This window comes from Kitasatospora misakiensis (assembly GCF_042656005.1).
Taxonomy (GTDB): Bacteria; Actinomycetota; Actinomycetes; order Streptomycetales; family Streptomycetaceae; genus Kitasatospora; species Kitasatospora misakiensis.
The window spans coordinates 1-978 of sequence record NZ_JBHSOF010000138.1; the positions used below are offsets into that span (position 1 = coordinate 1).

The following is a 978-nucleotide window of genomic DNA, read 5'->3' on the forward strand; positions in this document are numbered from 1 at the left end:
CTAGACGAGTAGGTCCAATGTGATTAGTGGTCGTAAGCGATCAGCGAGCGGGTGACCGGTGCGCCGATCAGGTTGTTGTGCCAGATGCCCGCGGCCATCGCGAGGACCCGTTGGGTGACGCGGACGGCCACGCCCTCGAAGGTCCGTCCGCCGTGTTGTTCCAGGTCAAGCTGCCCTTTGAGGGTGTCGTTGACCGATTCGATCAGTTGGCGGACCTTCTTGAGCATCGGCTCGCCGTATCGCTTCTTCTCGCGCTTGAGTGAGGGTCGCAGGAGCTCGATGCCCTGCTCGGCGAGGTCCTTCTCGAACGGCTCGGACGCGAAGCCCTTGTCCGTGATGAGCAGGATGCCGTCGCGCGCGGCGACCAGGTCGGCGTCTACTTCGAGCATCGCCGCCAGGATCTCGCGTTCGCCGATCTTCGGGTTGGCCATTGCCCACATGATCGGCATGCCGGTCGGGGTGCACACCAGGTACAGGCGCAGGCCCCAGAAGAAGCGGGAGTGGGAGGCGCAGTAGCCGTAGCCGGCCCAGCCGGCCATGTTCGATCGTTGGACGGTCGGGCGGGACATTCCGCAGGGCACCGGGGTGGAGTCGGCGATCCAGACGGTGTCGGTCCAGAAGTCGCTGTCCATGGCGAGTTCGCGGATCATGCGCTTGAGCAGGGGCAGCGCCGACTTCAACCGCTTGCTGTAGCCCGCCCGTTGGGGCAGGTAGGGGAACATGTCGGACAGGTTCTTGCGGGCGTAGCGCAGCCAGCGGGCTTCGGAGTGGTAGCCGAGCAAGGCTTGGGCGACTGCGAGGCAGACGAGTTCGGAGTCGCTGAGCAGGGGCGGCCGGCCCATCCATCGGGTTCCTCCGATCTCGTCGTCGATCTTCACGTAAAGTGCGGTCAAGAGGGTGTTCAGGTCGGTCGTCACAAACTGATCTTGGACGCCCTCTGCCCTTTGGCGGGCCGGAACTTCGGATCTACTCGTCTAG

General features: G+C 64.4%; 1 protein-coding gene. It reads right to left on the bottom strand.

The window, feature by feature from the left end; genetic code table 11:
* Positions 1–23 precede the first annotated feature (23 nt).
* On the bottom strand, positions 24–917 hold the full coding sequence (locus ACFP3U_RS36925; RefSeq protein WP_380230157.1) for an IS982 family transposase: 894 nt from the start codon (positions 915–917) through the stop codon (positions 24–26).
* Positions 918–978 lie beyond the last annotated feature (61 nt).